The following is an 11,321-nucleotide window of genomic DNA, read 5'->3' on the forward strand; positions in this document are numbered from 1 at the left end:
GGAGCCGGTCGCCGCGCTGGATAATATAATGCGCGCGGCGAAGCAGGCCGTGCAGGACGCGGGGCTCGATGTCGCCATACTGAGGGAGACCTGCGCGGTGCTCGGGCTCGCGGGCGCAAATTCGCTTGCCGACAAGGACAGCATGGAACGCCAGTTCCCCTTTGGCCATGTGAAGATCGTTTCCGACGCGGTCAGCGCCCTGCAAGGCGCGCTCGGGCAGGACGATGGCGCTATCGTCATTCTCGGCACCGGTTCGGTCTTCGTCAAAAGGGAACGGGGCGCCTTCGAGATTGTCGGCGGACGCGGCTTCATGCTGAGCGACCACGCGGGTGGCGCGCGGCTTGGGCGGGAACTTCTCGAAGAAACGCTGCTCGCACTGGATGGAATGGCGGAGCGTACGGCACTTGTCGACGCCGTGCTGGCGCGGTTCAACGGCGAGCTTCGCCAGATCATCGCCTTCTCGCGCAAGGCAACAGCCGCCGACTACGCCGCCTTCGCTCCCCTCGTTTTCAACCACGCCCATGCGGGCGATCCGCTCGGCAATTCGATCCTGCAACACGCCTGCTCTTATATTGCACGCGGTCTGGAGCGGCTCGACACGGAAGCGCTTGGCCGGTTCAGCCTGACCGGAGGCCTTGCCTCTTCCTATGCAGCACTGCCCTTCCTGCCGTATCGGGGGCACTATCGGCCTGCACTTGGCGACGCATTGCAAGGCGCATTATCGCTCGCTTTGCTGGAGAATACGCACAATTAACCGGCGGTACATGTCACCACGCATATGAAGGGCGCCCTCCATATCGCCTCAGCAACAAAGGCACTAAAACAAAAAATAATCGAGGATGGCGTGACGAAACTACAATCTTTCGGCGGCAGCGTGAAAATTTTTGATCGACACCCCCGAAGCTAACATTACATTGATTTGCTGAATACGCTGACAGGTTGTCCGAACCCACCCATTTCCGGCAATATAAGACGGTAAATTAGCTGATTCTCAATATATTAAGGAGATTAGTATGCCAGATATTGCAAAAGAGTTTAAGCATATTAAAGTTACCGCATACCCAAATATCATTGCTCTATCAGTAGCAACAGATGATGTTTGGTTTTCATTTAGAAACAATTACGATGTCTCAGAAATGAATGACTTTGATAAAACCGTTATAGAATTTGCACTTACAGCTATCGCACAGGGTCGCGATCTTTATCTTTTAGGATCTTATGAGGGCGATGGCCACGGAAATGGGCCTCTCAATATAACGGCGGCAATTGTTGCCACCCCGAAAAACTGACAACATCTTCAGCGTCGAGCCGGAGATGTATCGCGCAGGGAACTTATTTAGCCGGGTGCTCGAGCAAGCAGATTTCTTGCCCTGGCGTACACAAACCTGAATGGCGTTATGATAGCGGAGGCGGTGGGTGTATCCGGTCGCCTCTGGATGCAGGCAGGTCGTGCATCAGACCCCCGCCAGGCGCAAAAAGACTTGTCGCAGCCGGGTTTAGCGCCTAACTTCCAGGGAGCAGGCTTTGGCCTGATGTTGCGAACGGCGCCGGTTTTGGCTGGCGGCGTGTGTTGCGTATTCTTTTCGTGCATTTCCGGACAAAGCCGATTTCGGTACTTCGAGGAAATGCCCCACAGGGGTGGCATGCTGACCAAAAAGGGCAAATATGGCCTGAAAGCCATGGTACATCTGGCGGGCGTTACCGATGGACAACTGGTTTCCGCCAGCGAGATCGCCGAAAAGCACCATATACCGCGCAAGTTTCTCGACAATATTTTCACCGAGCTTCGCAATGCCGGTTTCGTTCTGAGCCGCAAAGGCAAGGGCGGCGGCTTCTGCCTCGCCCGCCCGGCCAACGAGATCGCCATCGGCAACATCATCCGTGCGCTCGATGGCGCGCTTGCGCCTATCGCCTGCGCCAGCAAGACCGACTATCGCCCCTGCGACGATTGCGATGAGGACGAATGTGAAGTGCGCCAGATGATGCTGGATGTGCGCGAAGCCATCGCCAGCGTTCTGGATCACCGAACGCTGGCCGACAGCAGGGCTCTGGATATCGAGCATGCCCCCAAAAGCGGGAACCTGCTTTGGGATTAGGCATGCGTAGAAACAAAAGACAGAGCGGTTCCAGACGCCCCGATTCAATGGGAACCGCTCTGGAATCGCTGGCCAAACAGGCTCAGGCGGGCGACCAGTTCGGGAACGGATCGTTCAGGCCGGACCAGCGCTCCGGCACGAAGTCTTCTTCCTCAAGCAGACACTGGTCCAGCTCATCGATGAGCGCGTCTTCCTGCATCGGATCGACGCCGATGAACACGATTTCCTGACGCCGGTCACCCCATGTCTTATGGAAATATGGTTCCATGGCGCGCTGCCATTCGGGTTCGTCCGGCCAGTATTGCTTTGGCACGGACGACCACCAGCGACCCCTTTTGCCGGTGCGCACCAATGCGCCAGCCTGACTGATTTCGCCAACGAAATCCGGCCTTGTCGCCAGCCAGAAGAAGCCCTTCGCCCGCACGACGCCCGGCCAGCCCTTGTCGATGAACGACTGGAACCGTCCGGGATCGAAGGGGCGCCGCGCGCGATAGACGAAGGAGCGGACGCCATATTCCTCGGTCTCGGGCGTGTGCGCGGCAAAGCCGTGCAGTTCCTTGTACCAGAGCGGATGCTCATGCGCCTTGTTGAAGTCGAAGAGCTTCGTGTCCAGTATGGCGTCGAGCGGCACTTCGCCGAAATCAGCTTCCTCGATGCTGGCATCGGGATTGAGCGAACGGATGACCTTGTGGGCGAGATCACGCTCCTCTCGCGAAGCCGTCGATATCTTGTTCAGCACGACGACGTCGGCGAACTCGATCTGTTCGACCAGGAGGTCGACAAGCGTGCGCTCGTCCTCCACGCCGAGGGATTCGCCGCGATCGCGCAGAAAGTCGCTCGACGCATAATCCTTCAGCAGATTCGCGGCATCGACAACCGTCACCATCGTATCGAGCCGGGCGACATCGGAAAGGCTGTTGCCCTTCTCGTCGCGAAATTCGAACGTAGCGGCGACCGGCAAGGGCTCGGCTATACCGGTCGATTCGATCAGCAGATAATCGAAGCGCCCCTGTGCCGCCAGTTGCGAAACCTCCTTCAGGAGATCATCGCGCAAGGTGCAGCAGATGCAGCCATTGGTCATTTCGACCAGTTGTTCATCCGTGCGGGACAGATTGGCGCCGCCCTCCCGAACGAGGGCGGCATCGATGTTCACTTCGCTCATATCATTGACGATCACCGCAACGCGGCGGTTCTCGCGATTGTTGAGCACGTGGTTGAGCAATGTCGTCTTTCCGGCTCCAAGAAAGCCGGACAGGACCGTAACGGGCAGTCTCTTTCGCATGACTCCGTTCCTTGATGACGGGATGGGATCAATCGTGGTGATGGTGATCGAGATTGAAGGTCAGCGTGGTGAAATAGCTGAGCTTGTCGGCTTCCTTTGAATCGGAAAGCGGGCTGGAATAGGCCGCCCCGACGACATTGAGACCCGCATTGCGAATCCTGATCCTGGCAATGCCTTCCGCGTCGGTCTTCACCGGTGCCGCATGGCTGTCATTGACATAGTCCGCCGCGACTTCCACGCCTTCGACCGGCTTTCCGTCAACCAGAACCTGCACGGGCAGTTCGTTGCCCGCCTCCAAGATCGTCGGGTCCATCAGCGGCACGATTTCAAACGGCAGGCCCTGCGGCTCGGGCTTTTTGCGCAGATGGTCGAGAATGGCGACGGCGAACTTCCGGCTCTGGCTGGACTGTTTTGCGCCCGGCACTTCCGATTTCGGCTTGTTGACCCACTTGCCGTCCGGCCCCTCGGCCCAGAAGCCATTATCGAAGACGCTGCTGACCACGACCGCATCCCCGGGCACGCCGAGCAGGGCATGATCTTCCTGCCGCCTGATCTCAACGGCGAGTTCCTTGCCGTCCACATCCCGGGCCGTGACCGTCTTCAGCTTCTGCGGATCATAGGCCTCGTCGCTCGCGCCGTGACCGTAAACGACAGCCTGCGTGCCATGACGCTCGGCAATCCAGATGCCATGCGCACCTGCAAACGCAGGAGCGAGAAAAACCAAAACGGCACCGGCGTGAAGCGTCCTCAAAAAGCTGCGCATTCATTTCTCCTTTATGTTATATCGTAACAATTTTCGTGGTGAAAATGGGCGGTGGAAGCCGCCCTGAAATGTCCCGGAAAACCCGGAGCGCGTTTCGATCGGATGGAATCAGATCGACGCTCCAGCCCCTTCTACGTGGAGCAACATCTTGTCGACCCTCGTTCTCGGATCATGCTCCAGAGCGGTTCCGTTCAATATGGTATGGCGGAACCGCTACGCACTTTTTGGAAATGCTCCAGACCGTCTGGGCCTGACGAGCGCTCAGGCGAAGGGGCGAAGCCTTTCCGCTTTTGGTTCGTGAGTGCCGGGCTGTCGATAGTTGCAGCCCGGCACATTTGCAGCCGCGTTCTGAACGCGCGTGCATCCAGCAAAGGGAAGCGGCTGCGGCTGTTATTTCGACAGGCAGGTTTTAAGTGAATCCGCCAGATTGCGGATGAGCTGCGGGTAGAGATCCGGCCCGTCCTTCAGTTCCGCACCCAGAGGATCGAGAATACCGGTTCTGGCCTCGGTCCCGTCGATAACCGTCTTTACCAGCTTCGGCTCGAATTGCGGTTCGGAGAACACGCAGGTTGCGCCAAGCGACTTGATCTTGTCGTGGATTTCCTTGATGCGCGCTGCGCCCGGCGCCTTTTCCGGGCTGACCGTGATCGACCCGGCGGCCTTCACACCGAAGCGATTTTCGAAATACTGGTAGGCGTCATGGAAGACGATGAAGGGCTTGTCTTTGACCGGCTCCAGTTCGCTCGCGATTTCCCTGGTCAGCGCGTCGATCTTCTCGCCATAGTCCCTGGCGTTCTTTTCATACTGCGCGGCATGTTCCGGGTCGCTTGCGCCCAGCGTCTTCGCAATATCCGTTGCCAGGACCTTTCCGTTCTGCGGGTCGAGCCAGAAATGCAGGTCATATTCGCCATGGCCGTGGTCATGATCATGCCCGGCTTCGGAAGCTTCCGCGGCATGATCGTGCTTCTTGTCATCATGGCCATGGTCATGACCTTCATGCCCGTGGTCATGCGCTTCAAACGGACCGCCTTCACGGAACTTCAGCCGGGTGAGGCCCTCCGCATCGCCAAGCGCGATGACCTTCGCGCCCTCGCCCAGCGTATCGATCGGCTTGTCGAGGAAGGTTTCCATCGACGGCCCGGCCCAGAAGATCACCTTGGCATGCTCGATTGCCTCGGCATCGGAAGGCTTGAGGCTGTAGACATGCTCCGAACCCGCCCCCTGCACGATCAGCTTCGGCTCGCCCACGCCCTGCATGACCGCCGACACGATGGAATGGAGCGGCTTGATTGATACCACAACGCCTTCGCGCTCTGCGGCAAGCGAGATATTCGTCGCGCCGGTAAGGAAAGCCGAGGCGAGAAGAAGGGAGCGGAAGTGTTTCATGGTCTCTCTCTTGTGCGGTTGGAAACGGATATCATATTCAAGTGATATGTTATTTTATAACGTCTATTGCGTTATGCTATAACGTCTGTCATAAGGTGAGGCAACCCCCATTTTTGCAAAAATCGCAACCGGGGTGGCGCAACGAAAAGACACTGAGAAAAGCCCGGAACAGATGAGCAGGAAGACCGCCCTCCCCGTCCAAAAGGCGCGGGAAACCTTGATCGAAATGAAGGACGCTGGCGTCTATCGCGACGGGCGCTGGCTGGTGCGCAATGTCGGCCTGAGCGTCGAGCGCGGGGAGATCGTGACCCTGATCGGGCCGAATGGCGCGGGCAAGAGCACCGCCGCCAAGATGGCCCTGCGCATCCTGAAGCCCGACGAAGGCAGCGTGATCCACATGCCTGGACTGCGCATCGGCTATGTGCCGCAGAAGATCAATATCGACCGCACGCTGCCGCTTTCCGTCGAGCGCCTGATGACGCTGACAGGACCTCTCTCACGCAAGGATATTGAGACGGCATTGGAAGTGGTCGGCATCCCGCATCTTGCAAAGGCCGAGATCGCCAACCTGTCGGGCGGCGAATTCCAGCGGGCGCTGATGGCGCGGGCACTTGCCCGCAAGCCCGACCTCATGGTGCTGGACGAGCCGGTGCAGGGCGTCGATTTTTCCGGCGAGGCTGCGCTTTACGAGCTGATCGCGAAACTGCGCGACGATACGGGCTGCGGCGTGCTTTTGATTTCGCACGACCTGCATCTCGTCATGGCGGCGACCGACCGCGTCATCTGCCTCAACGGCCATGTTTGCTGCAGCGGGACACCGCGCGACGTGACGGCGAGCCCTGAATATATGCGCCTGTTCGGCAGCCGCGCCGTCGGGCCGCTTGCGGTTTATGAGCATCACCACGATCACACGCATCTGCCCGACGGGCGCGTGCTTCATGCCGACGGTTCCGTGACCGATCACTGCCATGCCGATGACGGCCATCATCATGAGCACGAGCATGACCACGCACATGACCACCATCATCACGAAGGGAGCGCGCCCCGTGCTTGACGATTTCTTCACCCGCGCCATCATCGCCGGTGTCGGACTGGCGCTCACCACCGGGCCGCTCGGCTGCTTCATCGTGTGGCGGCGCATGGCCTATTTCGGGGATACGATGGCGCATTCGGCCCTGCTCGGCGTGGCGCTGGCGCTCGTTTTCGACATCAATCTGATGATCGGCGTGTTTGCCGTCGCCGTGGCGATTTCCGCCATTCTGCTGCTTTTGCAGCGCCGCCATACATTGTCGGCGGATTCGCTCCTCGGCATCCTGTCCCATGCCACCCTGTCGCTTGGCCTCGTCCTCGTCGCCTTCATGACATGGGTGCGCGTCGACCTGCTGTCCTTCCTGTTCGGCGACATTCTGGCCGTCTCGCGCATGGATATCGCCTTCATCTATGGCGGCGGCGTGTTCGTGCTGGCGGTTCTGGCCTGGCTGTGGCGTCCCTTCCTCGCCGCCACCGTCAGCGAGGATATTGCCCGCGCCGAGGGCATGAACCCCGCCCTGTCGCGTATCGTTTTCATGCTGCTTCTGGCCATCGTCATCGCCATTGCGATGAAGATCGTCGGAATACTATTGATAACCTCGCTGCTGATCATACCGGCAGCGACCGCACGCCGCTTTGCCTCCACGCCCGAGCAGATGGCCATCCTCGCCTCGCTGATCGGCGCGGCAGGCGTCATCGGCGGACTTTATGGCTCCATTCATTTCGACACGCCCTCCGGCCCGTCCATCGTGGTCGCGGCGCTTGCCATTTTCATTTTGAGCCTGTTACCCCTACATAAGAGGGAACAAGCATCACCGAAACGGATCGCTGGACAATGAGCACCCATCACCATCATCACGCCCCGCAGGACCTGACCCGCAATCAGACACTGGTTTTCGACGTGCTGTCCAAGGCGGAAGGCCCGCTCAGCGCCTATACGATCCTCGACCAGCTGCGCGACGACGGCTTCCGCGCGCCGCTGCAAGTCTATCGCGCGCTGGAAAAGCTGCTCGACTACGGGCTGATCCATCGGCTCGAAAGCCTCAACGCCTTCGTTGCCTGCGCGCATCCGCAATGCCACCAGCAGGGTCTGGTGGCTTTCGCCATTTGCGAGAAATGCGGTCAGGTGACGGAGTTTTCCGACGCGGCAATCGAAAATCTCGTCAGCGCATGGAGCCTGCAGAACGGCTTCAAGTCGCGCAAGACGACGCTGGAGCTGCGCGGCCTCTGCGAAGCCTGCGGGGATCACTGAACAGATACGAACCTGTTCAAGGTAACCATGTCCGAAGGTTCCCGGTTTAAAAAGTAACGCATCGGCAATCGAAACCTGCTAGATTGCTCTCCTGAAACTGCGCATCGTGCTTTCTGAAAATCGTTTGCGATTTTCAGGCCGATGCCGGAGGGGAAAAGCAGGTAAGATTTCGATATGGCACGGGTTAAGCCATCCCATGAACGTCGCAGGGAAGAGAGGCAGCGCACAAGGCTGCGCTCCGGCAAGATCGTGGGCCTCGACGGGCGGTTTATCATCGAATGCCAGTTCAGCGATATCGCGCCCCATGGCGCCAAGCTCAGAACCGTGGAGGTCCCTACTCTGCCCGAGCGTTTCTGGCTGTTCGACGATTATTACGGTCGCGCGCTTCTGGCCCGCGTCGCCTGGCGCAATGGCCGTGAAATGGGTGTGGAACTCGTATCCGACCCGGCAGTCACGCCGCTGGACGAAGAACGCCTCGCCCAGCTTTCAGGAAAATATTATTCGCTGTGACCGACAGGCTGCGCGGCTGCCTGCTTTTCAGGAACCTGTTTCCCCGGCGCGGTCGGCGTCGGCGCGCCGCGCATGTTCATGGCGCGGATTTCCTCGGCTGAAATATAGTTGAACTGCTCGACCAGAAGGTCCTTGATGACCGGCTCTGGAAACCGCGCATTGAGATCGGCGATGATCGAGGCGCGCACATCCTCGAAGCTCACCTTTTCAACCTCTTTCGTATCCGAATAGCTGCCATAGAACTTGCGGAAGATTTCATCGCTGATGAAGAATTCGAGCGGCACGCTGAGCTTCTTGCGAACGTTCGAATCGATCGTATAGACGAGCTGCGTCACCACATAACCGGCGACGCCGCCGTTCGAGAGGATCGGCACGCTCATCACATCCGTCTTCACGTAGTCCACGCCTCCAAACCCGCCGACCGCGGCCTGCGCCCCATCCGGGGATGAGGCGTTCTGGCGAACCGCGAAGAAAAGCGAGCCGAAAGCGACAGCGCAGATCCACAGGCCGATGGCAATGATGCGGATCATCGTGCGTGACCGAGCCTCGCGCTCTGCATGGAATAGGTGCCGTCGGCTTCCTGCGTTTCCAGCGCACCGCGAATGAGGTCGGCCAGTTCGCCGACAGCCCGCAGATGCAGTTGCAGCGCTTCGCAGTTTTTCTCAAGCTTGTGCTTCAGGCTGTCGAGCAGTGGCTGAAGCGGCTTCATCGTCGCCGGCTCGGCAGCGCCGGCCGCCTTCTTGATCGCCTTGTTGAAATCATAGAGCCCGCGGCTCTTGCGTGCGTTGATTTCCGCAAGATCGGGGTTGCCGCCTTCCAGCAGAAGGCGCGTCTCCGTATCGATGACGTCTTCCAGACGCTGGATCGCCCGCACGACCGGCTTCAATGCTGGGTTCTCGGCCGGTTCCTCTGCCAGCGCCTGACCGGGTTCGCTCGTCACGGCGACGATCAGCGAATCCTCTGGCAGGCTGTTTTCAGAGCTTGTCTCGGTCATTTCGGGGGTCCTCAATTATGACGCTTGTCGTTACGGGCCAATCAGCCGCGCGCGCTGTCCGTGTCGCTATCTTTGTGTGGAACAGTTCCGGTGAAACGCAGTCCTCGGAACGGTTCTATCTCTCTATTTTCCCGCATGTCTTCATCCCGAAACCGGTTCCCCTTTTCGGGAGACATGCTCCAGCTGCTTTTGAATGAGCTTGCGTTCGAAACCATGCACGATGTCCTTCGAAACGGCGTTTTCGCTCAAATCGCCTCCCAGATTATTGATCACGTCTCCCAACGCTACCGTTGTCGGTGCTTCTGGCCGCGCGTTGCGCGCCGCCTGTTCCTCAAGCAACCTGGCAATGCCGACACCGCCGCCATCCGCCATCTTGTTTGCCATGGCTTCCGCCATCATGGACTTCCAGTATTCACCGGCGATCCCCTTCCCGAAGGTCGCCGTCGTGTCACTGGTAAACATCGACTGCACGAAGGATTGCAGCATGAAGGCCTCGAACTTGCGATAGGCCGGGCTGGCCGCATTCTGCGCATCCGGCCGCACGCTGACGCCCGCCGCAAGACTGTCGGAAAAGCTGGCGAAATTGTCCCGCGTCAGGCCAACGGCAGCCGAGGCCACCATGGTTCCCGGTGCCGACGGCGCTTTCAACCGTTCCGCCGCCATGCGATAGGCTTGCGGATCGGCGGCGCGCGCCACGTCCATCACCAGATCTGACGGCGGGTTGATCGCCATGCAATACACTCCCTCTTCTGTTGATTGCACCATAACGGGTCAAACTTGACTGAAACTTGTGCGTGCGTTCAGCCTCGTTTTTGCGCTCAATCAGGGCCTTGCGACCGGTTTGTCGTTTTCCGGCTAATAAATTCCTCGATAAGGCTGGAAAGTTCGCGCCGCTCGCGCTCGTTTCTGGTGTCGGTCAGGCGATCCTCCAGCAATTCGACACGCCGCTGTTCCTGCAACAGCGCCTTGCGCTGCGCCTGAAGACGCTGCTCAAGCTGCTGCGATTCGGCTGCGTTGCTGCCGAGGCGTCTGATAAGCAGCGAGGGATCGATATTGAGCGCATCGCCATCATAGCGGCGATCCTGCATGGCGATCAGCGCCTCGCGCTCCTCATCCAGCGCGCCCTTGCGCGCATTGGCTGCGGCAAGCGCCTGTTCCACCCGGGCGCTGCCAAGCTTTTGCAGTTCAATCAGCTTCTTCAGATTGCGCGGATTGGTCATCGCGGCCCTCAGAACAATTCACGCAACTGCGTGGCGGTCTCGTTGGTGAAGAAGCGCAGCAGTTCCGGCAGGATGAAATAGACCACCAGCAGCCCTCCCCCCAGCACAAACGGCATCGACACGAAGTAGACCGGTATGGTCGGCGTCAGCTTGTTCACCAGACCGATGGCGAAATTGACGAGGATCGCAAAGACGATGAAGGGCGCGGCGATGCGCAGCGTCGCCAGAAAAGCCCCCGAAAGCGCATCGGTGAAGTCGATCATCACTGCATCGGGACGAAACTGCCCGTCCACCGGAATGGCCACATAGGAATTGAGCAGCGCCCGGAAGATTTCCAGATGCATGTCGGTGATGAAGAACAGGAACAGCGCGCTGAAGGTGACGATCGTCGCCAATGTCGCCTGCGGTTCGCTTTCCGTGATGGCATCGGCGGGAGAGCCGGAATAGCCGATAGAAACGGCCATCGTGCTTGCCATGAATTGCAATGCCCAGAAATAGATATGCGCCAGAATGCCAATGACCGCGCCGATGAATATTTCGCTCGCCATCAGGCGGAACAGGGTCAAGGGCTGCCCGGCATCGACAACGGTGATGATGCGTTGCAGCACGAGCGGCAGAACCGCGAACGAACAGGCGAGCGCGATGAACAGCCTGACCTGCAAGGGAATGCGCGCGCTCGAAAGTCCCGGCATCAGCATCAGGCATGCGCCGATGCGGCAGAACGCCAGAACGGCGGCCAGAATGATCTCGTTAAGCGGCAATTGCGCGACAGGCACTCAGGGCCCTTTC

15 protein-coding genes (1 of these 15 only partly in view) are annotated in these 11,321 nt (G+C 59.1%); 7 read left to right on the forward strand and 8 right to left on the reverse strand.

The window, feature by feature from the left end:
• The 3 genes from OINT_RS18240 to OINT_RS18250 form a co-directional block, all read left to right on the forward strand.
• Positions 1-754, forward strand: the 3' portion of a protein-coding gene (locus OINT_RS18240; RefSeq protein ID WP_006469375.1) for a glucosamine kinase nucleotide-binding domain-containing protein. 128 nt of this gene lie to the left of the window's left edge; only the last 754 of its 882 coding nucleotides appear in the window; its start codon lies off the left edge, out of view; it ends in the stop codon at positions 752-754.
• A gap of 259 nt (positions 755-1,013) precedes the next feature.
• Positions 1,014-1,289 (forward strand): hypothetical protein, encoded by a 276-nt coding sequence (locus OINT_RS18245; protein WP_006469377.1) that lies wholly within the window; start codon positions 1,014-1,016, stop codon positions 1,287-1,289.
• 354 nt (positions 1,290-1,643) lie between these two features.
• Entirely contained in the window at positions 1,644-2,096 is a 453-nt protein-coding gene (locus tag OINT_RS18250; protein ID WP_006471452.1) for an RrF2 family transcriptional regulator, read from the forward strand.
• Between the two features lie 82 nt (positions 2,097-2,178).
• On the opposite strand, the gene zigA is transcribed toward OINT_RS18250, so the two are convergent.
• From zigA to znuA, 3 genes are all read right to left on the reverse strand, one after another.
• Positions 2,179-3,378, reverse strand: a complete 1,200-nt coding sequence (gene zigA / locus OINT_RS18255) for a zinc metallochaperone GTPase ZigA (RefSeq protein ID WP_006469379.1) — start codon at positions 3,376-3,378, stop codon at positions 2,179-2,181.
• 28 nt (positions 3,379-3,406) lie between these two features.
• On the reverse strand, positions 3,407-4,141 hold the full coding sequence (locus OINT_RS18260; RefSeq protein WP_006469380.1) for a DUF4198 domain-containing protein: 735 nt from the start codon (positions 4,139-4,141) through the stop codon (positions 3,407-3,409).
• A gap of 390 nt (positions 4,142-4,531) precedes the next feature.
• The gene (znuA, locus tag OINT_RS18265) at positions 4,532-5,527 is read right to left on the reverse strand and encodes a zinc ABC transporter substrate-binding protein ZnuA (RefSeq protein WP_006469382.1); all 996 of its coding nucleotides are present in this window, start codon (positions 5,525-5,527) and stop codon (positions 4,532-4,534) included.
• 172 nt (positions 5,528-5,699) lie between these two features.
• Here znuA and OINT_RS18270 point away from each other — a divergent pair, with 172 nt between their 5' ends.
• The 4 genes from OINT_RS18270 to OINT_RS18285 all read left to right on the forward strand — a co-directional run bounded on the left by OINT_RS18270 (position 5,700) and on the right by OINT_RS18285 (position 8,318).
• Positions 5,700-6,581: an ATP-binding cassette domain-containing protein gene (locus OINT_RS18270; RefSeq protein ID WP_006471449.1), complete on the forward strand. Its 882-nt coding sequence runs from the start codon at positions 5,700-5,702 to the stop codon at positions 6,579-6,581.
• Positions 6,541-7,395: a zinc ABC transporter permease subunit ZnuB gene (znuB, locus tag OINT_RS18275; RefSeq protein WP_230350287.1), complete on the forward strand. Its 855-nt coding sequence runs from the start codon at positions 6,541-6,543 to the stop codon at positions 7,393-7,395. The genes OINT_RS18270 and znuB overlap by 41 nt, the downstream gene beginning before the upstream one ends.
• Positions 7,392-7,808 carry a Fur family transcriptional regulator gene (locus tag OINT_RS18280; protein ID WP_006469385.1) on the forward strand — a complete coding sequence of 139 codons (417 nt, stop codon included), beginning with the start codon at positions 7,392-7,394 and terminating at the stop codon, positions 7,806-7,808. The genes znuB and OINT_RS18280 overlap by 4 nt, the downstream gene beginning before the upstream one ends.
• A 174-nt stretch (positions 7,809-7,982) precedes the next feature.
• Positions 7,983-8,318, forward strand: coding sequence for a PilZ domain-containing protein (locus tag OINT_RS18285; protein WP_006469386.1), 336 nt, complete (start codon positions 7,983-7,985; stop codon positions 8,316-8,318).
• On the opposite strand, the gene OINT_RS18290 is transcribed toward OINT_RS18285, so the two are convergent.
• From OINT_RS18290 to fliR, 5 genes are all read right to left on the reverse strand, one after another.
• On the reverse strand, positions 8,306-8,848 hold the full coding sequence (locus OINT_RS18290; protein WP_006469387.1) for a hypothetical protein: 543 nt from the start codon (positions 8,846-8,848) through the stop codon (positions 8,306-8,308). The two genes, OINT_RS18285 and OINT_RS18290, sit on opposite strands and share 13 nt — an antisense overlap.
• Positions 8,845-9,312 carry a hypothetical protein gene (locus tag OINT_RS18295; protein ID WP_006471447.1) on the reverse strand — a complete coding sequence of 156 codons (468 nt, stop codon included), beginning with the start codon at positions 9,310-9,312 and terminating at the stop codon, positions 8,845-8,847. Before OINT_RS18295 ends, OINT_RS18290 begins: the two co-directional genes overlap by 4 nt.
• Before the next feature lie 141 nt (positions 9,313-9,453).
• Positions 9,454-10,044 carry a rod-binding protein gene (locus OINT_RS18300; protein WP_006471446.1) on the reverse strand — a complete coding sequence of 197 codons (591 nt, stop codon included), beginning with the start codon at positions 10,042-10,044 and terminating at the stop codon, positions 9,454-9,456.
• An 86-nt stretch (positions 10,045-10,130) separates the two neighbouring features.
• On the reverse strand, positions 10,131-10,532 hold the full coding sequence (locus OINT_RS18305; RefSeq protein ID WP_006469390.1) for a hypothetical protein: 402 nt from the start codon (positions 10,530-10,532) through the stop codon (positions 10,131-10,133).
• 8 nt (positions 10,533-10,540) lie between these two features.
• Positions 10,541-11,308, reverse strand: a complete 768-nt coding sequence (gene fliR, locus OINT_RS18310) for a flagellar biosynthetic protein FliR (protein WP_006469391.1) — start codon at positions 11,306-11,308, stop codon at positions 10,541-10,543.
• Positions 11,309-11,321: the final 13 nt, after the last annotated feature.

It is taken from the genome of Brucella intermedia LMG 3301 (genome assembly GCF_000182645.1).
Taxonomy (GTDB): Bacteria; Pseudomonadota; Alphaproteobacteria; order Rhizobiales; family Rhizobiaceae; genus Brucella; species Brucella intermedia.

Coding starts and splice junctions, on each gene's coding strand:
- OINT_RS18245 (WP_006469377.1), top strand. CDS start 1,014: ATGCCAGATATTGCAAAAGAGTTTAAGCATATTAAAGTTACCGCATAC.
- OINT_RS18250 (WP_006471452.1), top strand. CDS start 1,644: ATGCTGACCAAAAAGGGCAAATATGGCCTGAAAGCCATGGTACATCTG.
- zigA (WP_006469379.1), bottom strand. CDS start 3,378: ATGCGAAAGAGACTGCCCGTTACGGTCCTGTCCGGCTTTCTTGGAGCC.
- OINT_RS18260 (WP_006469380.1), bottom strand. CDS start 4,141: ATGCGCAGCTTTTTGAGGACGCTTCACGCCGGTGCCGTTTTGGTTTTT.
- znuA (WP_006469382.1), bottom strand. CDS start 5,527: ATGAAACACTTCCGCTCCCTTCTTCTCGCCTCGGCTTTCCTTACCGGC.
- OINT_RS18270 (WP_006471449.1), top strand. CDS start 5,700: ATGAGCAGGAAGACCGCCCTCCCCGTCCAAAAGGCGCGGGAAACCTTG.
- znuB (WP_230350287.1), top strand. CDS start 6,541: ATGACCACCATCATCACGAAGGGAGCGCGCCCCGTGCTTGACGATTTC.
- OINT_RS18280 (WP_006469385.1), top strand. CDS start 7,392: ATGAGCACCCATCACCATCATCACGCCCCGCAGGACCTGACCCGCAAT.
- OINT_RS18285 (WP_006469386.1), top strand. CDS start 7,983: ATGGCACGGGTTAAGCCATCCCATGAACGTCGCAGGGAAGAGAGGCAG.
- OINT_RS18290 (WP_006469387.1), bottom strand. CDS start 8,848: ATGATCCGCATCATTGCCATCGGCCTGTGGATCTGCGCTGTCGCTTTC.
- OINT_RS18295 (WP_006471447.1), bottom strand. CDS start 9,312: ATGACCGAGACAAGCTCTGAAAACAGCCTGCCAGAGGATTCGCTGATC.
- OINT_RS18300 (WP_006471446.1), bottom strand. CDS start 10,044: ATGGCGATCAACCCGCCGTCAGATCTGGTGATGGACGTGGCGCGCGCC.
- OINT_RS18305 (WP_006469390.1), bottom strand. CDS start 10,532: ATGACCAATCCGCGCAATCTGAAGAAGCTGATTGAACTGCAAAAGCTT.